General features: G+C 56.3%; 19 protein-coding genes and 4 pseudogenes. 10 read left to right on the top strand and 13 right to left on the bottom strand.

Going from position 1 to position 22,196, the window contains the following annotated elements; translation table 11 throughout:
• Positions 1 to 73: 73 nt before the first annotated feature.
• The 6 genes and pseudogenes from MUU53_RS20480 to MUU53_RS20455 form a co-directional block, all read right to left on the bottom strand.
• The gene (locus MUU53_RS20480) at positions 74 to 382 is read right to left on the bottom strand and encodes an MCP four helix bundle domain-containing protein (RefSeq protein ID WP_247262527.1); all 309 of its coding nucleotides are present in this window, start codon (positions 380 to 382) and stop codon (positions 74 to 76) included.
• A 240-nt stretch (positions 383 to 622) separates the two neighbouring features.
• Positions 623 to 992: pseudogene (locus MUU53_RS20475) on the bottom strand (transposase); the annotation flags it as partial.
• A gap of 132 nt (positions 993 to 1,124) precedes the next feature.
• Positions 1,125 to 1,922, bottom strand: coding sequence for an SDR family NAD(P)-dependent oxidoreductase (locus tag MUU53_RS20470; RefSeq protein WP_247262526.1), 798 nt, complete (start codon positions 1,920 to 1,922; stop codon positions 1,125 to 1,127).
• A 29-nt stretch (positions 1,923 to 1,951) separates the two neighbouring features.
• Positions 1,952 to 3,523, bottom strand: a complete 1,572-nt coding sequence (locus MUU53_RS20465) for a GMC family oxidoreductase (protein WP_247262525.1) — start codon at positions 3,521 to 3,523, stop codon at positions 1,952 to 1,954.
• Positions 3,524 to 3,567: 44 nt separating this feature from the next.
• Positions 3,568 to 5,100 (bottom strand): UxaA family hydrolase, encoded by a 1,533-nt coding sequence (locus MUU53_RS20460; protein ID WP_377307355.1) that lies wholly within the window; start codon positions 5,098 to 5,100, stop codon positions 3,568 to 3,570.
• 2 nt (positions 5,101 to 5,102) lie between these two features.
• Positions 5,103 to 5,786, bottom strand: a complete 684-nt coding sequence (locus MUU53_RS20455; protein ID WP_247262523.1) for a GntR family transcriptional regulator — start codon at positions 5,784 to 5,786, stop codon at positions 5,103 to 5,105.
• Positions 5,787 to 6,056: 270 nt separating this feature from the next.
• On the opposite strand from MUU53_RS20455, the gene MUU53_RS20450 reads away from it, so the two are divergent.
• From MUU53_RS20450 to MUU53_RS20415, 8 genes are all read left to right on the top strand, one after another.
• Positions 6,057 to 7,169 carry an iron-containing alcohol dehydrogenase gene (locus MUU53_RS20450; protein WP_247262522.1) on the top strand — a complete coding sequence of 371 codons (1,113 nt, stop codon included), beginning with the start codon at positions 6,057 to 6,059 and terminating at the stop codon, positions 7,167 to 7,169.
• Positions 7,170 to 7,393: 224 nt separating this feature from the next.
• Positions 7,394 to 8,425: an aldo/keto reductase gene (locus tag MUU53_RS20445; protein WP_247262521.1), complete on the top strand. Its 1,032-nt coding sequence runs from the start codon at positions 7,394 to 7,396 to the stop codon at positions 8,423 to 8,425.
• A gap of 23 nt (positions 8,426 to 8,448) precedes the next feature.
• Positions 8,449 to 8,874 carry an RbsD/FucU family protein gene (locus MUU53_RS20440; RefSeq protein WP_247262520.1) on the top strand — a complete coding sequence of 142 codons (426 nt, stop codon included), beginning with the start codon at positions 8,449 to 8,451 and terminating at the stop codon, positions 8,872 to 8,874.
• Positions 8,875 to 8,959: 85 nt separating this feature from the next.
• Positions 8,960 to 9,784 (top strand): amidohydrolase family protein, encoded by an 825-nt coding sequence (locus MUU53_RS20435; protein ID WP_247262519.1) that lies wholly within the window; start codon positions 8,960 to 8,962, stop codon positions 9,782 to 9,784.
• Positions 9,785 to 9,824: 40 nt separating this feature from the next.
• Entirely contained in the window at positions 9,825 to 11,366 is a 1,542-nt protein-coding gene (locus MUU53_RS20430) for a sugar ABC transporter ATP-binding protein (RefSeq protein ID WP_247262518.1), read from the top strand.
• Positions 11,366 to 12,367 carry an ABC transporter permease gene (locus tag MUU53_RS20425; protein ID WP_247262517.1) on the top strand — a complete coding sequence of 334 codons (1,002 nt, stop codon included), beginning with the start codon at positions 11,366 to 11,368 and terminating at the stop codon, positions 12,365 to 12,367. Before MUU53_RS20430 ends, MUU53_RS20425 begins: the two co-directional genes overlap by 1 nt.
• Positions 12,368 to 12,377: 10 nt before the next feature.
• Positions 12,378 to 13,319 carry an ABC transporter permease gene (locus MUU53_RS20420; RefSeq protein WP_247262516.1) on the top strand — a complete coding sequence of 314 codons (942 nt, stop codon included), beginning with the start codon at positions 12,378 to 12,380 and terminating at the stop codon, positions 13,317 to 13,319.
• 39 nt (positions 13,320 to 13,358) lie between these two features.
• Positions 13,359 to 14,465 carry an autoinducer 2 ABC transporter substrate-binding protein gene (locus MUU53_RS20415; protein WP_247262515.1) on the top strand — a complete coding sequence of 369 codons (1,107 nt, stop codon included), beginning with the start codon at positions 13,359 to 13,361 and terminating at the stop codon, positions 14,463 to 14,465.
• Between the two features lie 393 nt (positions 14,466 to 14,858).
• On the opposite strand, the pseudogene MUU53_RS20410 reads toward MUU53_RS20415, so the two are convergent.
• The 6 genes and pseudogenes from MUU53_RS20410 to MUU53_RS20385 all read right to left on the bottom strand — a co-directional run.
• Positions 14,859 to 14,993: pseudogene (locus MUU53_RS20410) on the bottom strand (inositol monophosphatase family protein); the annotation flags it as partial.
• Between the two features lie 242 nt (positions 14,994 to 15,235).
• Complete coding sequence (locus MUU53_RS20405) at positions 15,236 to 15,964, bottom strand: glycerophosphodiester phosphodiesterase family protein (protein ID WP_247262513.1); 729 nt, start codon at positions 15,962 to 15,964, stop codon at positions 15,236 to 15,238.
• Between the two features lie 138 nt (positions 15,965 to 16,102).
• Positions 16,103 to 17,224 (bottom strand): extracellular solute-binding protein, encoded by a 1,122-nt coding sequence (locus MUU53_RS20400; RefSeq protein WP_247262512.1) that lies wholly within the window; start codon positions 17,222 to 17,224, stop codon positions 16,103 to 16,105.
• Positions 17,225 to 17,268: 44 nt separating this feature from the next.
• Positions 17,269 to 18,111, bottom strand: a complete 843-nt coding sequence (locus tag MUU53_RS20395; RefSeq protein WP_247262511.1) for an ABC transporter permease — start codon at positions 18,109 to 18,111, stop codon at positions 17,269 to 17,271.
• Positions 18,112 to 18,115: 4 nt separating this feature from the next.
• The gene (locus MUU53_RS20390; RefSeq protein WP_247262510.1) at positions 18,116 to 18,979 is read right to left on the bottom strand and encodes an ABC transporter permease; all 864 of its coding nucleotides are present in this window, start codon (positions 18,977 to 18,979) and stop codon (positions 18,116 to 18,118) included.
• Positions 18,976 to 20,070, bottom strand: coding sequence for an ABC transporter ATP-binding protein (locus MUU53_RS20385; RefSeq protein ID WP_247262509.1), 1,095 nt, complete (start codon positions 20,068 to 20,070; stop codon positions 18,976 to 18,978). The genes MUU53_RS20390 and MUU53_RS20385 overlap by 4 nt, the downstream gene beginning before the upstream one ends.
• A 296-nt stretch (positions 20,071 to 20,366) precedes the next feature.
• Here MUU53_RS20385 and MUU53_RS20380 point away from each other — a divergent pair, with 296 nt between their 5' ends.
• A complete protein-coding gene (locus MUU53_RS20380) occupies positions 20,367 to 21,467 on the top strand; it encodes an ROK family protein (protein WP_247262508.1) in 1,101 nt (366 codons plus the stop codon).
• 23 nt (positions 21,468 to 21,490) lie between these two features.
• Positions 21,491 to 21,694, top strand: a pseudogene (locus MUU53_RS23445) (transposase); the annotation flags it as partial.
• Positions 21,695 to 21,950: 256 nt separating this feature from the next.
• Here MUU53_RS23445 and MUU53_RS20375 read toward each other — a convergent pair.
• A pseudogene (locus MUU53_RS20375) lies at positions 21,951 to 22,196 on the bottom strand (hypothetical protein); the annotation flags it as partial.

Raw genomic sequence — 22,196 nt, 5'->3', positions numbered from 1 at the left:
ATCGCCCACATTCGCCTGATCACAAGGCGACTTGCAAGGTATGGATATCGTTGAAGGCTTTTCGAGTCAGACTCTAAGCAGCCTCCACACTTTTGACGGCCTCGGACGATGGTAGGCTTCCTGCTCTTGCTTTATGCACAGTATCGACAATGCTGACTGCATAGGCATCAGCGATTTTCTTCAACTGCTCCATAGGAACGACGCGATCATTGACGATCGATTGTGCGACGTCGCTTTGTTGCTTCAGAGCATAGAAGGCCTCGACTGCCAGCAGACTCAATGCTGTCGCAAGTACGAGAAGAGCAGAGAAAAGTTTGGCACGAATGGTCATTGGAACCTCAAGAATGCGCTTGATCAAGGCTGTGCTGGAGCCGATCGCCATTCCTGCTTCCCTCATCAATCGGCGCGCAGGTGGCCGTGCCCTCTATGAGCAATAGCGCACGGAAGGACGAAATATTCGGTTAAATAAATTGGAGGAATCGTTCCTGTCGTTAGGTTTTTGGCGTTTTTATAGGCAAGTCATACTAAAGAATGATGATATATGACGCAATCGGCTTGCTTCAGGTGCCCCCCTCTTTATCGCAGGCGCTTGGAGGTAAAGGCAAATTGGCAGTTAGGAAATCCGTTTTTGCGGAATGACAACACCAGTTCCTGTTTCTGCAATCTTTTCGACGAGATGATCCGCATCGTGCCCTTCGTCGGCCAGCGTTACATCAGCCTCGATACCCTCGACAAGATCGTGGGCCAAGGCGATATCATTGCGCTGCCCGGGAGTGCCGATAAGGCGTATTGGTAGGCTGAGCGCTTCGGTCGCGGCATGGATTTTAGTTCTCAATCCGCCGCGAGACCGACCCAGGCTTTGGACATCCGCCGCCTTTTGACAGGGCGGCTCCGGCTGCATGCTTATTGGGGCGCACAATGATGCTGTCGATCATCAGTCATTCGAGATCAGCTTCGCGGGCCAGAACAGTGAGCATCTCGCCAAGAACGCCCGCCTTGGGGAAGCCCAAACGTTAAATCGTCACTACAGCCTAGGAAAGGGCCGCCTCAAGCAAAAGTCGGGCCTTGCAACAAGTCCGGTAGGAGTGTTTTCGTCAATCCGCTGATCCATGCAACACGGTTTTTCAACGCAGCGTCAGGCCGCCATCGACGGTGATGATTTCACCAGTGGTAAAGGATCCCGCATTGCTGGCGAGATAGACAACGGAACCGGCGAGTTCTTCCACAGTGCCAATACGGTTCTGCACAGCGCCCTTTGCCCAGTGATTGGCGACTACATCCGGATGCTCGCGCAGCACTTCGTCGGTCAGCTCAGTTCGGATATACCCGGGTGCAATGGCGTTTACGCGCACATTGTGTTCTGCCCATTCGGTAGCGAGCGCTTTGGTCAGCATATGCACGCCAGCCTTCGAAACGTTGTAAGCGGCATGGCGGAAGGGCCAGTTGACGATACGACCCGACATAGAGCCAATGTTGATGATCGAGCCGCCTTTCTGAGCAATCATCCGCCGTCCGACATGCTTGGAAACGAGGAAAACACCATCCAGATTGACGGCCATAGTCTGCCGCCATTGGTCTAGGCTACACTCTTCCGCTGGTGCGGGCAGAACGATCCCGGCATTGTTGATGAGAATATCGATGCGCCCAAAACGCTCGATCACCGCCTGCGTCATACGCTCCACATGGGCCTCATCCGAGACATCTGCCTGCAGGGCAAAGCTGTCGCGCCCGCCTGCCTTGATCGTATTAGCAACATCTTGCGCTCGGTCCAGTGTGGAGCGCACGACGATGGCAACATCCGCACCGTGCGCTGCCAGTGCTTCGGCCAAAGCCTTGCCTATACCGCGAGAACCGCCGGTAACGATGGCCTTGCGACCAGTAAGATCGAACAGGCGATGGTAATCCGTAGCATTGTCTGACATGCAGTTTCCTCCCTTGAATTTCGGTGTTTTCAGGCTGCGGTTGATGAAATCTGGGGTGTGGTGGCGGGAATAGTTTCGCCCCAGCGAGCAAGAATGTGTTCAGCTGTGCGCTGTGCCTGCGCGACAATGGTCAGCGAAGGATTGATGGCCGTGGACGATGGCAGGAAGGACGCGTCGACGACGTAGAGATTGTCGATATCCCAAACCTTGCAATGCCTATCGAGCACAGAACGTTCCGGCGTCTTGCCAAAGCGCGCGGTACCACACTGGTGCATGGAAACCTTGATATCCATTTTGTTGGTAATGATGAGCGGATAGCCGAGCGAACGCATTATGCGTGACCAGACCTTCACCAGTTCATTGTGGGATTTCAGGTTGTTGGCCTTATAGCTCAGACGAATGCGGCCATCGGGATCGACGGTGACCCGGTTGTTCGGATCCGGCAAGTCTTCGGACATCAGCCACCAATCAACACTGCGGTCTGCAAATGTGGACATCAACCATTCCGGTGCCCAGGTGGCACTCGCCGTCAGCATGCCGCCCTGCAACTTGCCAAGACCTTGCACATTGCCCAGTGGATAGGGTTTTTCGCTGTTGGCGAGATAGAAATCATTGATCGCCATCGACTTCTGAAAGATCACCCGATTTTTCTTGAAGGGCGAGATTGCCATCATCGCGGTATTATTATGGGCCATGTAATTGCGGCCCAACTGATCGGACATGTTGTTGCCGAGCCCACGCTTGTGAACATCGTTGGCGGAGCGCAACAGAAGCGCTGCCGAATTGATCGCACCGGCGCTGGACACGAAAAGATCCCCCTCCACAATCTTTTGCTCGCCTTTGTGGGTCAGCTCAACGCCGGTCACACGCTGGCCCGTCGGATCTGTCAGGAGGCGATGGACAAAAGTTTCGGTAATCAGTTCAATCCGACCCTTTGCCTTGGCAAGCGCTGGATTGACGAGACGCACCTCAGCATCACCTTTGGCTCCCAGCTTGCAGGCAAATCCATCGCAGGTGCGACAGCGGATACAGCTTCCGCCCTGATGGTAGTCAATGGCAATGGGCAGCGGGAATGGATGTAGCCCCTTTTCTTTCAGCTTCTTCTCGAAAAAGGCGATCTGCGGCTCATGGCCAATTGCAGGATGGGGCATTGGACCCGACCGTGGTGGCTCAGTGGGATCAAGCCCCGCCGTGCCATGCGTGCCCATCAGGCGCTCGGCCACGGCGTAATATGGCTCGAACTCCTCATAGGACACCGGCCAGGCAGGTGCGACACCAGCCTCGTGTTGCAAGTCCTCAAAATCCTCGCGGCGGAAACGGAGCGTCGCCGCACCGAAGAACTTGCTGTTGCCGCCAACATAATAATAGGTACTAGGATTGAAGAGCTGACCATCCTTGTCGCGCCATTCCTCCTTGGTCGCGTATTTCTTCTTGTGGAACACAGCCTCCACGTTCCAGTTATCGTCTTCGCGTGGAAGACGAGGCCCTCGCTCGATCATCAGGATGTTGCGGCCCGATTCCGCCAGCCGATTGGCCAAGGCACCGCCGCCGACGCCTGCGCCAACGATGATTACATCGTAAAACTTCTTCAAATCGCTCATGTCTCTCTCCCGCGCGTGAGCATCCTTCTTGCGAGTGCAACTCCTCACATGATCGCGCCGACTTGCCAGGGCACGAATTCGTTATCGCCATAGTTGTAGATCTCGCTGAGCGTCCTTTCGCCGGAAGCTGTGGCAATGACCGCATCGAAAATGCGCTGGCCGACGTCTTCCACCGTTTCATCGCCAGTGACAATGGTGCCGCAATTGAGGTCCATGTCCTCCTGCATGCGTTCGTACATCGGCGTATTGGTTGCGAGTTTCAGCGTAGGTGCGGGCTTGAAACCAGAGACTGATCCGCGCCCGGTCGTGAAGCAGATGACATTACACCCGCCAGCCACCTGCCCTGTCACGGCAATTGGATCGTAGCCCGGCGTATCCATGAAAACAAAGCCGCTTTCAGTAATCCGCTCGGCATACTCATACACAGCATTGAGCCGCGTGGTGCCGCCCTTGGCAACAGCCCCCAACGACTTTTCGAGAATAGTGGTGAGACCACCTGCCTTGTTGCCGTGGGAGGGATTGTTGTTCAGTTCTGCCTGACCTCGCTCGGCGTAATCACGCCACCACTCGATACGCTGAAGCAGCTTTTCTGCTACCTGAGCGCTTCTTGCCCGTCTTGTGAGCAGATGTTCCGCACCGTAGATTTCAGGCGTTTCCGCAAGACAGGCAGTGCCGCCGTGGCTAATCAGAAGATCGGCAGCATAGCCCAGTGCCGGATTGGCTGATATGCCTGAATAGCCATCAGAACCGCCGCATTCCAGCGCAAGCTTGAGCTTGGAAACGGGTTGCGGCGTACGTGTAAGAGCGTTAACGGCAGGCAACATAGCATCGATGGCTGCAATGGTTGCCTCGATCGATTTGCGCGTACCGCCTGTCGCCTGGATTGTCAGCGTGTGGAATCGTTCGCCTTCCTTCAGGCCATGGGCTGCCAGCAATGCCGGGATCTGATTTGTCTCGCAGCCAAGGCCGATCATCACAACACCGCCGACATTGGCGTGTGTGGCATAGCCGGCCAATGTCCGAGTGAGATAGCGGTAGCCTTCGGCCGCCGTATTGATGGCGCAGCCGCCAGCATGGGTCAGCGCAATGACACCATCGACATTGGGGTAGTCACCGAGCCGATCCGGCACTGCGTAATGCTGGGCCACCGCCTTGGCAACGGTAGCCGAACAGTTCACGGAGGACACAATGGCAATATAATTGCGCGTGCCCGCCTCTCCGCTTGGACGTTCGAAGCCCATGAAGCTGGCAGGCTTGGCGGCATAGATGACATCTTTGGCATCTACACAAAATTCATGAGCAAGCTCGACGTCGCGCATGGCCATGTTGTGGGTATGAACGTGATCGCCAACACGAATTTCACCGGTAGCAAAACCGATGATCTGGCCATACTTTATAATGGCATCCCCCGGAGAAAGGTTTTCGATGGCAACCTTGTGGCCTTGCGTTAATCGACTCGTTAAGCTCTGACCACCCAATTCAGGAAGCGCCACCGGTTCAAGCGTTACACGAGCGACGGCAACATTGTCCTGCGCATTCAGGCGCAATAGCGGCGACGAGGCCGAATAGATAGTCATGCTCATTCCTTTCTATCGAAAAGTGCGCCCTGCTCATCATACATCCCGGCCATGACCGCAAAGGACGTATCGAGATGAATGCGCATGGCGAGCTCAGCCTGATCGGCATTTCGACTGGCCAGTGCCCGCACGATGGATTCATGCTGCTGGGTAACCATGGCCAGATGACCCGGAACGGGGGCACTTAACTGGCGCATGCGATCTAGATGAACCTTAGCAAGTGTGATGAACTTCCAGATCCGCGGATAGCCGCTGATGCCCGCAATCGCGCTGTGAAACATGTCGTCGCAATCTAGATATTTACCTAACTCGTTATTGGCGAGGATGGATTGCATCTGGCCAATCAGAGTTTCCAGTCGGTCGACATCCTTATCGGTAATGTTTGCTACGGCCTTGCGCACGCTTTCAATTTCCAGCGCGCGGCGAATGACGAACCCCTCTTCTGCGACTTTGAACGAGATGCGACTGACGTAAGTGCCGGAGTGCGGAAAAATGTCCACAAGCCCCTCATCCGCCAATCGCTGAAGCGCTTCGCGAACAGGCGTTCGAGACACTCCGAACTCTGCGCACAGATCTTTTTCAGAGATGACAGCACCCGGTTGCATCTCCAGATGGACGACGGCCTGCCTCAACAACCAATATATTTGTTCGGCTTTTGGAATCGGTCTATTTTTCTCTATATTCATATAGATCTCTTGAAAATCAGGATTTTAGAAGCCTATCACGAACTTTCGAAAGTATGTTGACAGGCGCTATCTCATCTGCCTTTATGTAACTCATATATTAGTTCGGGACGCAAGAGGAAATTTGGGGGTCTCCGAACCCAAGAAAAGCCGGGGCTGGCGAGGAGGCTGGCCCAGGCGATCAACTACATCGCATGCAGATCATTGGAAGACTAAAGCGCAGCCAGATAAGGCTCGTCGGGCAGGTCCGTGCAGGTCGAGGGCAGGCAGAATATGGCAATCATCAATTACCTTACCCGTATCGAGTTCGATGCGGGCTCCATCGCGAAGCTTCCGGCCTTGCTGTCAGAGCTTGGCGTGCGCAAACCATTGATCGCTACCGACAAGGGACTGGTTTCGACGGGACTGGTGGAGAAGGTGATTGGCCTGCTTGAAACCTCGCCCGTTGTGTTCGACGGTACACCTGCCAACCCCACAGAAGATGCGGTCATGGCAGCACACGCGCTCTATGCGGCAGAGAACTGCGACGGCATCGTCGGCCTGGGCGGAGGCTCCTCGCTCGATCTTGCAAAGGCGGTGCGGCTGCTGACCGGTCACCCTGCGCCACTTGCGCAATATACTGCAGTTGAGGGCGGCGCAGGCAAGATCCATGGGCGGATCTGCCCAATGATAGCCGTTCCCACCACTTCAGGCACAGGATCGGAAGTTGGGCGAGCCTCCGTAATCATCACCGCTGAAGGCCGCAAGCTCGGTATTCTGAGTGCGCATATGCTGCCGTCGATCGCGCTTTGCGATCCGGAACTGACCTATGGGCTCCCCCCCTTCCTGACTGCGGCAACAGGCATGGACGCGCTATCACACTGTCTCGAAACCTATATGGGATCGTCGGTCAATCCGCCTGCCGACGCGATCGCGCTCGATGGTTTGAAGCGCGGCTTCGCCGCCATTCGTAAGGCTGTTGCCAATGGGCAGGATAGCCAAGCGCGCTGGGACATGATGATGACAGCGCTGGAAGGCGCAATGGCTTTCCAGAAGGGCCTGGGTGCTGTGCACGCCCTAACCCATCCGCTCGGTGCGATCCGAGAACTTAATCTGCATCACGGCACTCTAAATGCGGTGCTCATGCCTTCGGTGCTGCGGTTCAACAGACCGGTCATCGGTGGGAAGTGGGACGTGATGACCGATATATTGGGCGGCCAGCCGGATGAGGTGATGGCCGGGTTGAACAAGGATATCGGCATGCCTTCCGGCCTCAAGGCCATCGGTGTGACGGAGGCCATGATGGAGAAGGTCTCTGGCGAGGCCCTGAACGATCATTGCCATGCGACCAATCCGCGACTCGCTAGCCGGGAAGACTACCTTATGCTTTTGCAAGAATCGGCCTGAATCCAAACCAATCCGGAGGGATGAGATATCATGACTGAAATTCGGTAATCCAATTATGTACGACACCGATACCTCCATGCTGCTTTCTTGCCGCGTTGCGGTGGTTGTCTGAAGGCGCCGTAAGATCCGCGCTTACATCGAATGTACAATTCCTAGCGAAACCGGATAGCGGCTCTACGTCCGGATTTTCGCAAGACAGGCCAAGGGAACGATTAGGATTTGGCATGAAAGCGACAGATAAACGCCCCGTAGGCAGGACAGGCCTTAGTGTAACAGCTCTGGGTGTCGGCACCGCGCCACTTGGCGGGCTCTACGCTTGCGTGGCCAAAGAAGATGCAACCGCCATGCTCAATCACGCCTGGAATGCGGGCATTCGCTATTTCGACACCGCACCCATGTACGGCAACACACGCTCCGAACACTTGACAGGCGAACTTTTACGCGAAAAAAACCTGGAAAATCGCGATTGGGTTATCAGTACCAAGGTTGGTCGCCTGATGACATCAGAGCGTGCGGGCCGCAAGCTGCCGCCAGCCCCACCGAAGAACCCGCTCGATCCCGGCTGGTGGAACGGTTACGATTTTCGCGAAGTCTTCGACTACAGCTATGACGGCGTGATGCGCAGCTTCGATGACAGCCAGCAGCGTCTCGGCTTTCCCCGCCCTGACCTTCTTTACGTACATGACATCGGTCGCGTGACCCATGCCGATCTGCATGAGCATCACTGGAACGCACTGACCAAAGGCGGCGGCTTCAGGGCGCTGATTGAGCTTCGCGCAGCGGGCGATATCAAGGGTTTCGGCCTTGGCGTCAACGAATGGCAGATCATCCGCGATGCGTTGGAAGAGGCCGATCTCGATTGCTCCATGCTGGCTGGTCGTTACACGCTGCTCGATCAAGATGCCGAGGAGGAATTCTTGCCACTCGCGCAAAAGCGCGGGATGGCACTGGTTGTGGCGGGTGTGTTCAATTCCGGAATTCTTGCCTCCGCATCCGGCAGGCAAAAGTTCAACTATTCCGACGCACCCGCAGAGATGATCGAAAAGGCTCAGAAACTGCGCGCCGTTTGCGACAGCTTCAACGTGCCTCTATCCGCGGCCGCCATCCAGTTTCCCCTGCGCCATCCGGCGGCCACTTGCGTGGCCATCGGGGCGAAAACGGCCGCGCAGATCGCCACGAACATTGAGTGGTTCGAGCAGGAGATACCCGAAGAGCTATGGGCCACCCTGAAAGCTCAGGACCTGATCAACCGCTAATCTGAATTTGCAGGAGAATGCCCATGCTGAAGTCTATCAACCCCCTTCTGACTGGTGAACTGCTAGCTATTTTGGCCGAAATGGGCCATGGAGACGAGATCGTCATTACCGATGCTAATTTTCCGGCTGTCAGGGTGGCGGAGCATTTGATCCAGATGCCCGGCATTCCCGCGACAGATATTCTGGAAGCCGTACTTTCGCTGATGCCTCTCGATGATTTTGTCGATCATCCCGCAACCGTGATGGATGCGGTTAGTCACCGCCCTGCGATCTATACCGAATTCGAAGCGATCGTCGAAAGCGCCGAGAAGCGCCGCATTCCACTGGATAACATTGAAGTACCGGCCTTCGTTGAACGTACCAAGGCTGCCTGTGCCGTTATTTCGAGCGGTGAGCGCAGACTATACGGCAACATCATTCTCAAGAAGGGTGTGGTGCGTCCCGAGTAGCGCCCGCAAACTGTTGTTTTTGTGTAGTTGTGTACGCGAAGCCGTTTCGAAATTTCGCTGGAATTGCTCTCTGGGAGGAGATCGCATGCTCGACAGTCATCAGCACTTCTGGAAGGTAGAGCGCGGGGATTACGGCTGGCTGACACCACAGCTTGGCTCCATTTACCGCGATTTCCTGCCGGGAGATCTGATCCGCGAGATGAAGCGGGTAGGTATTGCCCGCACCATTCTTGTGCAGGCAGCCGAGACAGAAGCGGAAACCGACTTCCTGCTGGAGATAGCCGCAAACGCGGATTTCGTTGCAGGTGTGGTAGGTTGGATCGATATGGAGGCCGATGACTTTACTGCACGTCTGGCTCGCTACCGGCAAAATCCCAAATTCATCGGTCTTCGCCCCATGCTGCAGGGCCTTGCCGATGATGCCTATATCCTGCGACCAAAGGTTATCAATAGCCTAAAGGCAGTGGCCGAAAGCGGTCTACCATTCGACATTCTGACCTTCACCCGCCATCTACCACATGTCACCGCCGCGCTGAAACAGGTGCCGAACCTGGAAGCGGTGGTGGACCATATCTCCAAGCCCGACATCGCCAACGGCGTGCTTGATCCGTGGCGGGCGTATATCGAGGAGGTCGCGGGCTTTCCAAATGTATACTGCAAGGTTTCCGGCATGGTAACGGAAGCCACCAGCGATTGGGCGCTTGGTGACTTCCAGCCTTACGTCGATCACGTCGCGCGTTGTTTCGGTCCCGAGCGACTGATGTTCGGCAGCGACTGGCCGGTCTGCACGATGGCTGCGAGCTACGCGGAGGTCGCCAATCTCGCGCGCACGCTTCTCTCAAGCCATTTCGGACCGAACGAATTGCGCCTTATTTTCGAAGAGAACGCAGCGCGCTTCTACGGTGTTTGATCAAGCAGCAGGCTGAGACCGTTCAATTAGGAGGAACGAGTTGTCGTCGAATTTTCAGGAACATAGTTCGATCAAGCCCTATGTGCGGCTTGTGGATGTGTCGAAATCCTTTGGCTCCGTAAGAGTTTTGAAGGACATAGCCTTCGACGTACGACCCGGAGAAATACACGCACTGCTGGGCGAGAACGGTGCTGGCAAATCCACAATGATCAAGATCCTGTCCGGTCTCCATCAGCCAGATGGTGGCGTGTTGGAAATCGAAGGGCAGTCCGTACGCTTTGCCTCAGCCAGGGATGCCAATGCCGCAGGCATAGCGACCGTTTATCAGGAATTGCTGCTCTTTCCCGACCTAACAGTGGCGGAAAACATTTTCCTTGGCCACTATCCGAGAAAAGCTATGGGCTGCATCGATTGGGCTGAGGCCCGCGTCAAAGCTCGGGACTTGCTGGATAGCCTCGACTGTGATGATCTTGATGTCGATACTCGCATTGCCACGCTATCAGTCGCGCAGCGTCAGCGGGTGGAAATCGCCAAGGCACTTTCTCACAAGGCCCGCATTCTGATCATGGACGAGCCGACGGCCTCGCTGACCGAGAAGGACGTGACTCGACTGATGGAGGTGGTGCGCAACCTGAAGGCACGCGGCGTCGGCATCATCTATGTCAGCCATCGCATGCCGGAAATCTTCGCACTGGCAGATCGCGTTTCAGTGCTGCGTGATGGCGTCATGATCGATACGCTTGATATCGCCGATACCGATGAGGCAACGCTGGTCGCGATGATGGTGGGACGATCCATCGAACAGCTATTTCCCAAAGGTGAATCGAAGATCGGTGAGCCAGTGCTGGAAGTCTCCAAGCTCAATCATGGCCGTCTGGTGCGCGATATCTCCTTCACCTTGAAGCGTGGTGAAGTGCTGGGTATTGCCGGTCTCGTTGGTTCTGGGCGAACTGAGCTGGCGTTGACGCTGTTCGGTATCACGCCCGCCACGTCAGGCGAAATCAGGGTGAAGGGTAAACCCGTCTCCATCCGAACGCCAAGGCAGGCCCGCGATCTTGGTCTTGCCTATGTGCCGGAAGATCGCGGCCTTCAAGGTCTCGTCAAATCCATGTCCATCAATGAGAACGTTTCCATGGCAGCGCTTGACCGCATAGCGCCCGGCCTATTTCTCAATTTTGCCGAGGAGGCCCGCCGCGCGGTTGACGCAGTCAAACGGCTTGGCGTTCGGGCACGTGCGGGAATTCAGCAGCCGGTCGGGGAACTTTCCGGCGGCAACCAGCAGAAGGTAGTGATCGCTAAATGGCTGGAAACAACGCCTGATATTCTGATCCTTGACGAACCAACGCGCGGCGTTGATGTGGGGGCAAAGGCCGAAATTCACGCTATGATGAGCGATCTAGCGGCAGAAGGCCTCGCCATCATCATGATATCCAGCGAGTTGCCGGAAGTGATCGGCATGAGCGACCGCATCCTAGTGATGAACAATGGTCAGGTCACCGGCATGATCGACAGGGCACACGCCACACCTGAAACCGTTGGTGCCGCCATGACGAAACAAGCCGGACCAAGGGAGGCGGCGTAATGGCTATCGTGCACGACAGTAGCGCCGTAACCGTGCGCAAGCATCAGCGTTCCCGACCCCTCTTCGCAAGGCTCTTAAGCGATTACGGACAGGAATGCGTGATCGTCGCTGCCATTCTCTTACTGCTTCTGATAGTCGGACTATATAATCCACGCTTCCTCAGCGCATCCAACCTCAATACAATCTTTGCAGGTAACGCCTACATCGCGGTCGCCGCAATCGGCATGGCCATGGTGATCATTACCGGCCACATCGACGTTTCCGTCGGTGCGTTGATCGGGGTTCTAGCAACCATTTCAGGCACTTTGGCGGTTTCCGGCTATCCTGTCTGGGTGGCATGGGGGGCACCTGTCGTTCTCGGCATGGCGGTCAATTGCGTGGTCGGGTGGCTGGTGGCATATGCGCGTATTCCTTCCATAGTCGTTACGCTTGGCATGATGTCCATTCTGCGCGGCGGCCTAATTTCCATTACCGGTGGCACATGGATTTCCGGGCTGCCAAAGGAGTTCATGATTGCGCAGTGGAAGCCCTTCGGTCTTCCATTCCCCATTATAGCTATGGTAGTTTTGACGCTGATTGCAGCCTGGTGGATGCGCAACTTTCCGTTCGGTCGCTCGCTCTATGCGGTTGGTGGCAACCCGGAAGCGGCTAGGGCCACCGGCATTTCCAGCGAGCGGCGAGTGCTGGCGGTCTTCGTTATCCATGGGGCTTTCGCAGGCATCGCCACCATTTTGTTTGCTACGCAATTGCAGGTCATCCAGTCCACGGTGCCGCCGAACCTGGAACTGACGATCATTACTGCAGCCGTAATCGGCGGGGTCTCGATCCTGGGCGGTTCGGGCACAGTCATCGGTTCCACGCTCGCTGCTATTTTGTTTGCCACCATTGGCTCGGCGCTGATCTTCGTCAACGTCTCTGCCTATTGGCTAAGAGCCGTGATCGGCGGCTTGATTCTGATCACAGTTCTTGCGGACATGATACGCCGCCGCCCCAAGAAGTAGGGAGGGATCCATGCCATTGCGTCATCTGTTAAGGCACGAAACCATTCTCGCCTTTGTGGCCATTCTGCTGCTTGTCCTGCTCGCCTTCCAGTCCAGCCAGTTCTTCACGGGTGCCAACCTGCTCAATCAGGGACGGTTAATGACCGAAGTAGGGCTCGTCGCCATCATCATGACCTTCGTGATCATCACTGGCGGCATTGATCTTTCTGTTGGCTCGATCCTCGGGCTAACCGCGATCCTGACCGGTGTCTTCTGGCAAAATCTTGGTCTGCCGCTCGTGGCTGCGGCCGGGCTTGCCGTTGCGGTCGGCACATTCTGCGGCTTCGTCAATGGATTCGTGATCACCCGCTTTGGCGTGCCGCCGCTGATTGCAACACTGGCAACGTTGGCGCTCTATCGCGGCTTGGCTGAAGGCATCAGCCAGGCACGCTCGGTGCGCGGCTACCCGGATTGGTTCTACGTGCTGGGCCAAGGCAATGTTCTCGGCGTACCTACGCAGCTCTGGATTCTGATTGCCTTTGCGATCCTTGCCAGTGTGCTGCTTGCCGCCACCCGGATTGGGCGCAGCATCTACGCCATCGGAGCAAACGAAGTGGCGGCGTTCTTTTCCGGCCTGCCGGTCAACCGCACCAAAATTGCCGTCTATACCGCATCGGGCTTTGCGGCCGCACTTGCAGGCGTGATCTTCGTTTCACGCGTTTCCACCACCCGCTCGGACATGGGTACCGGGCTGGAACTCGATGCCATTACTGCTGTCGTTCTGGGTGGTACTTCAATCTATGGCGGTCGCGGTAGCGTCATAGGCACGCTGATTGGCCTCGTCGTCATCCAGAGCCTGAAGAACGGGCTGTCGCTGGCGGGTGTCAAGGCGGAAGGCACGGCAGTGCTGATCGGCCTGATGCTGATCGGTGCCATTCTCATAACCACGCTGCTCAACAAGCGGCGTGCCTAAAGATACATACATCATCTCGCAACAATGGAGGAGGAACCTATGCGTAGATCAATGATAACAGCAATCCTGGCTTTGGCCCTTTCGGCTGGAACATCTCATGCCGCACCAGTTTGGACGGGGGCGGACGACCAGCCTACCAATCCACTAGCCTGCGATGGCGCACCTGCAACCACCGCCACCGTTGCATATAACGGTGGCACACCGGCAAAGGCCCCCGAGCGTAAGGGTAAGACCATCAAGGTGGTCGATGTGCCGAAACTGGTTGGTATCGGCTACTTCAATTCCACGTCTCAAGGCGTGAAAGAGGCAGCAAAGGAACTTGGCACTGTCGATGCCAAGACAGATGGCTCCACCAAGGCCAATATCGATGACCAGATCACGCTCATCGATAACTACATCACGTCAGGTGTCGACGGCATTCTGTTTTCCGCCAATGACCCGGTGGCTATCGCCCCTGTTCTGAAAAAGGCGCTTGCTGCAGGTATCAATGTGGTCGGCTATGATGCGGATGCAGAGCCCGGTGCCCGACAGTGGTTCGTCAATCCGGCAACGCCGAACGGCGTTGCGAAATCGCTTATCGATACCTTGGCCAAGGAAATTGGCCAGGATAGCTCGTTTGCTATTGTAACCTCCACCTTTACGACCCCGAACCAGGCGCGATGGATTGCGGAAATGTCCGCCTATCAGGCCAAATGCTATCCCAAAATGAAGTGGCTGGAGACGGTCGAGGCGCAGGAAGACAATATCCTCTCCTTCAATCAGGCTAATACGCTGATCAACAAATACGGCTCCGAGATGAAGGGCATCATCGGCATGACTAGCGTGGCAACGCCTGCCGCAGCCGATGCAGTGACTCAGGCTGGTCAGTGCGGCAAGGTCTCGGTAGTTGGCCTTGCAACACCAAACCCGATGAAGCCCTATATCAAGGCAGGCTGCGTGAAATCTGCCGTACTGTGGAGCACCGTTGATCTCGGCTATGCCGCCATGCAAGCCCTGCGCGCCTCCGCTGATGGCACGCTGAAGCCGGGTGACAAGACCTTCAAGGCAGGTCGTCTTGGCGAGCTGCAGATTATTAATGGCAGCCAGATTCTGCTTGGCAGCCCCGCCGTCTTCACCAAGGATAATATCGACAAGTTCGACTTTTAAGCATCTGAGCCAGCGCCCGAGTCAATCACGATCCGGGCGCTGGCTTCAATAAACCTTGCGCAGATGTTCTGTGCCTACCTGCGATAGCTACCGATTCTACCGGTCCTTGTTCCATGGAATATGCAGATGGCTAATATTTGGCTGACAGCATGTTCAGGATTTGCGGGATGCCGTAGATGTTCAACACCGACCTCCGACACAAGATTGCGTGGCAGAAGCATCGTGTGTCGAAATGGGCAGCCTGTAACGAGAGCCTGCGGCGGGATAGTCCGGTTGCGGCGTGAGGTTCGACCCGTCGAGCTCGATGGAGGCTGCGGCTAGGGCAACTGTCTTGGCGACTTGAAGTGACTTCCCGTTCTTTCGGACGCAACGACGATGGCAGGCGAAATAAAGCTAATCCGTCGCATAATTGAAGGTGGTGCCAAGTTGCATGACGCCATCTTCAACAAAGGCGATTGCGATACAGAAATGATCGATACCGCGTGCAAAATTGGCCGTCTCGTCGATCTGATCAATCATCCAGAGGCGTCGGGACGTGCCGTTGCCACCATTTTCCTACCCAAGTAGCCCATCTTTCGGAAATCGCGCCCGCAGTTCTTCAAACACGTGGCGTTCAACCAGACCGTCCGCCTCGGTCAGAAAGTCTTGAAGCCCCCTAGGCTAAAGTCTCCTGGTTGGTTGCCGCCTGCGGTAACACCGCAGCGCGCGGTCGCTGACGCTACGGATAATGTCGTAAAGCGCAGCCTTGCGTAGATCAATGTCGTCCATGGTCAGAGGGCTTTCCGTAAAAACAGATCCGGCACATCGGAGAGGATGCTCTGCGCCCCACCGGCAAAGAAGTGCTGCGCCTTATCCGCCTCGTTGATCGTCGCAACGGCAAACTCAATTCCGCTATCGGCCAGGATCTTCAACGCATCGTCCGACAGCAGAGCGCGCTGTAGGTGAAGGATCTGACACTTGGTTTCCGCCATTAGCGCTTTGGGGTCCTTCGGCGGCACAACGACGGCAAAGGCACGTGGCACATTGGGCATGAGGCGCGCTGCGGCGTGGATGGAGCGAATGGAAAAGCTCGTGAAAAACAAACCGTCACGGTTGGCAGGCCAAAAATCCTTAATCGCCGCAAGGGCGATTTCGGCAGTTTCGATGTCATCACCGGGCGTGGGCTTCAGCTCAAGTTGCAGATTGATGCCAAGTTCAAGCACGGTCTCAACAAGTTCTTCCAACGTTGGAACCCGGGTGTCGGCAAATTCCGGGGAAAAGGAGGAACCGGCATCAAGGCTGCGGATGTACTCCAGCATCATGTTTGCCACGAAACCATGGCCGTTCGTCGTGCGGTCCACCTGATCATCATGAATGATGACGGGCTTCCTATCGCGAGTGAGCTTGACATCCACCTCCACCCAGCGTGCGCCCTGTGCGGCTGCGGCTCGTATGGCTGGCAAGGTGTTTTCGGGCGCGAGCAGTGGCGCGCCCCGATGGGCGATGAGGGCGTCCTTCACCGTGACGTCCTGGCGGGAAATTGTTGCGGTGGGTCTGGGATCAGAGCGAAACAAGGTCGTTTTCTTTCTTGACGAGAATTGAGATGCAAAGGGACGCCGCGGCTGGAATTGCAGTGGCGCGAACCGTTCACGAAGCGATCAGTTCTGCAGAACCTGACCGGTGAAGGCCTTCTTGATTTCGTCGCCAAAGGGCTTAGCGGACCAGGCGGTTGAAAACTTTCGGTCAGCGGCCGGGATAAGCCCTACTGAGCTGTCCGCATCCGGATGCTGCGGTGCGATGCCGAATGTCTTGGCGAATTTGGCTTGGGTCTTCGCGCTGGTGAGCCAGTTGATGAACACCAGAGCTGCGGCCTTGTGCTTGGCGTTGGCGGGAATGCCAATGACATTGCCGCCGCCGGGGAAACCGAAGGAGGGGATGTACAGTTTGATATCCTTGGAGATCTCGCCCTTCCGCTGTAGACCGGCAATCTGGTCTTCCCACGCGGCAATAATCTTGAACTCGCCATCGTTCAGCCGGGTGACGCTATCTGCGTTCGAGGCGGTGATGATGTAACCGTCACGGCTCTCCTTGAACCATGCCCATGCAGGCGCCAGTTTGGCGAGTTTCTCCGGCGACGACGCACCTTGCGTATAGTCGATGTCTTTAACGATGGCACGCGTAACGCTTTCGATGAAAGCCGGGCCGGATCCGCCGTTTTCGACGTTGAAGCCCAGTTCGCCTGGGTTCTTTTTCATGAAGGCGACGAACTCGTCGAGTGTATGCGGAAGTTCATCTGCCGAAACGCGAGCAGGATTGTAGGCAATGCCCGTCTGGTTGCCCCAAAAGGCAGGCGCATAGCCCTTGTTGTCCACGCCTTCGATCGCGTAACGCAGCTTCGTTCCCTCTGGCAGCAATGGTTTCAATGGACCGTAGAGGAGTTCATCTGACTTGAATGTCTGCAGTGCCGCACCTCCCAGAGAAATGGCATCAATGTCTCCTTCGGCGCGGCTGCGCTCCGCCAGCATCTTGTCCATATTGGCCTTGCCATCGCCATCGGGAATGGTGACCTTGATGCCGTATTCAGCCTCAAAGTCCTTCACCTGTTCGCGAAAACGGTCCTGGAAGTACCAGTGAAACCAGTTGACACGGCCTTCCGCTTTGGCCTGGGCAACAATTTCCTCCCAGTTCATCTGGGAGAGATCCTTGGCCTCGGCCTTGGTATTGAAAATGGCCATCGGCAGAGCCGTGGCGAGCATGAGTAGTGCGACTTTCTTCAGCATAGCATCAGATCCTTGTGTGATGGTTGTACTCATGAGTATCGACATCATCCCTTGCCCGTGACGATGGCCGGGTCTGCGCTTCGCAGGAGGCGCTCGGCGATCAGCATCAGCACGACATTGGGAACGACGAGAATGAGAGATACGGCTGCAGCGTTCGGCCGTATGAAATTGTAACCGAGGTAGGAGTAGAGGATCGTCGGCACCGTAATGAAATCTGGCGCCCCGACGATGTAGGAGATGGCGAATTCCTCGATCGAGAGAATGAAAACGATAATGAGTGCCGCGAGAAGTCCGGGTTTGATGACCGGAAGATAAGCCGTTCGAAAGACGGTAAGCGGCGAGGCCCCGAGGTCACGCGCAGCATCGATGAGATCCTGCCGCACCATGGCAAAGGAGACCGTCATGAGCCGTATCGCATAGGGCAGTAAGCTCACCGTATGGCCGATCAGGACACCCAGGAATCGGGAATAGACGTCAAGTTCGATCAGCAGTGCCGAAAAAAAGATTGCGCTGATGAAGTTCGGGATGATCAGCGGGACAAGGGTGAGCAAGTGTATGATGGATTTGCCGACAAATTCCATGCGGCCAAGGGCATAGGCTGCCGACGAGGCAAGAAGCAGTGTCGCGATGGAGACGCAAGCAGCCAGCATGTAGCTGTTGTAGAGGGCTTGCGGCAGCGCGCTCGTTGTCCAGACTTCCAGCCAGCGGCGCAGTGACAACACCGGCGGCAACACGGCGGGATAGGCCCAAGGGTGGGCGGGATCAACCAGCGACCACAATACGGCCAGAGCGAAAGGCAAAGCCAGCGCAAAGAAGAAGACGGCAAGCGCGAGGCCGATGGACAGCCTGCGATACCAGACGGTGCGGGAGGAGGTGATACCGTGCATTGGCCTATCTCCGCATTCGTCGGACGGCAAGTTGTGTCAGACCGGCCACAATGAGCGAACCGAACAGTGACAGTCCCATCAGCATCACCGCAACGACGGCGGCTTCGTTCCAGCCATTCGCCCCATTGTCCGCCTGGGTCCGGACCATGAATTGCGCCAGAGAGTTAACGCTGGTGGGACCGGCCACCGCCTGGAACGAGTAGTCACCGGCAGCCACGATGAAGATGAGGACGAGCGCAGCCTGCAGCGACCGCAAGGTGAGCGGCAGGATGATGCGCCTCAACCTGGCGAGCCAACCTGCGCCGAGGCCTCGCGCGGCATCCAGAATGTCATCGCCGATGGCCCGCACCGAGCCAACGATGATGAGAAAAGCGAAAGGCATGTTCTTCCACACCTGCAGGATGACGACCCCGATCGCATAGGTATCATTCTGCATTCGCATTGGACTGGCGGTGAAGCCGAGATTGACGAGCGCAACGTTCAGAAACCCCTGGAAGGAGATGAAGTTGACGAAAAGAAAGGCGGCCACTAGGCCGTGAACGAGGATTGGCGCCTTGATCATGGCGCTAATCAAATCGGAGCCTGGGAAAGGTCGACGCAACCAAAGGGCAATCGGATAGGCGAGCAATACGGAGAGGATCGCGCTCAGAGTGGCGGTGCGCGCGGAATATAAAAAGGCTCGCCAAAACTGATCCTGCGACAGAATTTCGCGCCAGGATTGTATTGAAAATTGATCCGCACCCGAAAAATTGAAAAAGCCGATGGATTGCGACACCGCCATTCCGACCACAAGGGACATGAAGGCAATGATGGGCAGGAGCCCCGGAAGCAACAGCAAGTATGCCTTGAGCGTTTGGTTGTTCGTCATGCTACAACCTCTTCAAGGAAGCGGATGGCATCAGGGGGGATGACTACGTCAACCGTCTGCCCCTCACGGACCGGCGTGAAACCGTGCGTCTGGATACGGAAGAAGGCCTCGGCCGCTCCATTCCGAGGCGAGAGCGCGAGGTTGCACAGGCTGCCAAGAAATGTGCGGGCGGAAATGTCGAATGTGAACCGATTTTCTTCCTCTGTAATTTCGGAGGTCAACATCGCGTCTTCCGGCCTCCAGCAGGCATAGATGCGGCTGCCGACCGGTGGAGTCGCCGAGTGGATGATGGCTTTGCCGAAAGGACAAGTGACCTCGTATCGCCCGCTTTTCTGGTCGCTCGCCAGGACGTCCACCGGCATGATGTTGGCCGTTCCGACGAAATCAGCCACGAAACGGTTGACCGGATGTCTGTAGATTTGCTCGGGCGGACCCATCTGCTCAATCATGCCGTTGCGCATGACGATGACGAGATCCGACATGGCGAGGGCCTCCTGCTGGTCATGTGTCACATAGACCGCAGTAAAGCCGTGCTCGCGCTGGAGCGCGCGGATTTCGATACGAACATGGTCCCTTAGCTTGAGATCGAGGTTCGACAATGGCTCATCGAAGAGCATTACACCGGGGTGGACGGCCATGGCGCGGGCAAGCGCGACGCGCTGCTGCTGGCCGCCAGACAACTGACCCGGCAGCTTTTCCAGTTGCGGGGATAGACCCACTTGCTGGGCGACGGCGGCTACGCGCGATGCGATGTCGCTGCTCTTAATTCGACGCTGACGCAGGCCAAAGGCGATATTCTCGGCCACCGAAAGATGCGGGAACAGGGCATAGGACTGGAAACACATGGCGGTATCGCGTTTTTCCGGCGGTACGCCCTGCATGTCCCGGCCACTGATTTCAATGCGACCGCTGTCCAGCGGCATGAAGCCGGCTATTGCCTTCAATAGCGTTGTCTTGCCGCAACCGGATGGGCCGAGAAGTGTGACTAGTTGCCCCTCACCGACGGAAAACGTCACATCAATGAGGGCTTGAAAAGTGCCGTAACGCAGGCTCGCCCGTTCGACTGCCAAGGCATTGGCCATCAGCGTCATCTCATGTTCTCCCTCGCAAGGTTAATCACTTCGGATGGTGGATACCGCTTATCATTCCTTATGTATGATATTTATGACAAGTCAGCGACCCTTGCGGGGTACTTCCCGGGTAAGCGCCTAAAGCGGCATCATGAGCGGTCCAAACTCACGCATGTATTATCATTCAATCGGAATAATTGCCCTCCAATCAGTGGCAGACTGTTTGCCGAAGGCGGACAATTTGTTTAGGACTTCAACGATAGGTGAGAGCAGCACGGCTTGGACGGATGAACGATTCTCTTTCGGGAAATGAGCGGATGATCCTCGAGATCGTGCGAAGATCTCCAAACATTATGCGTTCTGCAGTTGCACCATGGACTAATCTCACCCAGCCATCGGTGCACAGGATCATCGACACGCTTCTCGACGCGCAGTGGCTGACACTCGGAGATCCGGTGATCCACGGACGCGGTAAACCCAGTCCATCGTTGAAGCTGAATGCCGACGCAAGGTATGCGATTGGTGTTTCAGTCAATACCGACAGCATCGCCTTCGGCATCTGCGATTTCTCCTGCAAGATCGTGTACGAGGAGATGCTGGAGATGCCACCGACACACAGGCGCGACACGCTTTTTGCACTGAAGGAACGATTGCGCGCGTTGCTAGCATCCCACGGCATCGCGCATCAGAAGATTGCGGGGATGGGCTTTTCAATGGCCGGTTTCTTTGTCGGACCGGATCGCCGCTTCAACTCGCCGGAACTTCTGCGCGACTGGTCTTTGGTCGATCTGCGCCGGGAGCTGGAGACCATGTTTGACCTGCCAATCTGGACCGAAAACAATGGCACCACCGGCGCCATCGGTGAATCTGCTGTCGGCGTCGGCCGAGACTATGCCACCTTTGGGTACCTCTCGTTCAACTACGGCTTCGGTGGGGGCATCGTGCTGGATGGCAAGCCGTTCTTCGGCGCCTTTGGCAATGCGGGTGAACTCAGCCGGGTCTACACGCTGCAAGAGGAAGCCTCCCGCCCGGCACTTGGCGAGCTTTTAAAAAGACTGGAAACAGGTGGCATCTCGATTGCCAACATCCGGGAACTTCGACAGCGTTTCGACCCGTTCTGGCCACCTGTCGCCGAATGGGTAAAGGAGGTGTCGCCTGCGCTAAATCGCGCAATCGACATGCTAAGGGCCGTCATTGATCCAGAGGCGATTGTCTTCGGCGGTGAGCTTCCTCGTGCGCTCGGTGAATTGCTGTTGGCAGTGCCGCCTTCACCATCCTTTCCACGGTATGGGGTGGAAGCGCCCTACCCACATCGAATGCTCAGTGCCATCGAGGCTGATCCCGCCATTCTAGGGGCAGCGCTGATCCCCCTGATGGACCGGTATTTCGCTTGGTCCTTGCCGAGAAGCGGCCTGTGATTCGATAGCGTGGGTTCCCACACCATCGTCAGTGTCTGACGTTCTATGGCATGGGCCCGGCCATTGTCCGGTCCGGTACATTCCGCGGTCGAAGCAAGATCTCCAAATACAGTAACGCCCGTTTACGCCGCACTTTTTGGCTGGCTGGGCAAATGGCGGTCTTGAAGACGGCCGAGAGGTTCTGCGATACATTCGAATGCTATGTGGGGGGTGACCGAAACCCATGAATGCGGCGATCGTCTTCTCGCAGCGCCGGGCCCGGATACGTTTGTGCAAACTGCTCAAACCATCATCTATTTGTAGCTTGCAAAGGGGCGGGCCATACGTGCATTTGCGCCACTCGCATCGGCATGGGCTTTGAAAATCGTGCTTTCAATCAGGACGTACTCAAAGGCCTGTTGCTTCGATAACGCATCGAAATCTCTTTGAAAACATCGGCTTCACGCCAAGCGCGAAATCGGTGATAGGAGGTACTCTTGGTTGTTAGCATCGCGGGTAAGTCGCGCGACGAACTGCCTTCCGCATGACCCAAAGCACCGCCTCCAGAAAAAGGAGGTTATCCCTTCCGCTACGTCCGGGGTCCGTCGAGGTGCCGACACAATAAAGCTCTGTCTTCGCCCATTGGGCATCAATCAATAGTAAGACCGTATATCCGTCTTCGTGGCTGAGGTGGCTCGCCCTACACTGGTCTTCCGAGGGTTGCTCGGACAGGCCGAGCCGATCCTCATC

The sequence above is a fragment of the Affinirhizobium lemnae genome (genome assembly GCF_022968395.1).
GTDB lineage: Bacteria > Pseudomonadota > Alphaproteobacteria > Rhizobiales > Rhizobiaceae > Neorhizobium > Neorhizobium lemnae.
Note: the sequence above shows the minus strand (reverse complement) of the source record. Positions and strands in the feature narration are given on the sequence as shown.